This window comes from Treponema sp. R80B11-R83G3 (assembly GCF_054786115.1).
The window spans coordinates 1-798 of the sequence record NZ_BDHF01000338.1 but is presented as its reverse complement, the minus strand read 5'-3'; the positions used below and the strand labels follow the sequence as shown (position 1 = coordinate 798).

Here is a 798-nt window from a genome sequence, read left to right as displayed (position 1 = left end):
GAATGGTAGGGGTAGCCGTTACTATTGCCATGATGATTTTACAAGTCGGCGTTGGACTGGTAACGTTAGTCGGCGTAGGACTGCTCACGGGCGGAAGCGTTGACACCATCAAACTGCTGACGTTTATCGTGATCAGCGCAAAGATTTACGCTCCGCTGATTATCCTTCTGACGCTGTTACCCGAATTTTTTTATATGCTCATCTCCACGCGCAGAATGAGGGAACTGCGCCATATTTACCCGATGATAGGCAATGAAAACGCCGAACTGAGCGATTGCAACATCGAATTGAAAAACGTGACATTTGCTTACAACAACTATGACGTGCTGAAAAATATCAACTTGACAATTCCGCAAAACGGCGTAACCGCTTTTGTTGGTCCGTCAGGCAGTGGAAAAACAACTGTTTCCCGTTTGATAGCGAGGTTCCGGGACGTGCGTGAAGGTGAGATTTTAATCGGCGGAAAAAATATCCGCGGCATTGACCCTGAACGGCTGATGAGTTACATGAGTTTTGTTTTTCAGGACGTGGTGCTTTTTAACGACACGGTAATGAACAATATCCGTATCGGTAAGCAGGGCGCGGCTGACGAAGAAGTGTACACGGCGGCGAAAATGGCGCGATGCGATGAGTTTATCCGTGAAATGCCGCAGGGCTATGAAACCTTAATCGGCGAGAACGGCTGTACCTTATCGGGCGGCGAGCGTCAGCGGATCTCCATTGCCCGCGCCCTTTTAAAAAACGCGCCTATTGTGCTGTTAGATGAAGCGACCGCCAGTCTCGACCCGGAAAACGAAA

Annotated in this window: 1 protein-coding gene; it reads left to right on the top strand. The window is 49.1% G+C overall.

From position 1 onward, the window contains the following. A partial coding sequence (locus ACYVRH_RS13710; RefSeq protein WP_461257446.1) for an ABC transporter ATP-binding protein occupies positions 1-798 on the top strand: 798 nt, incomplete at both ends.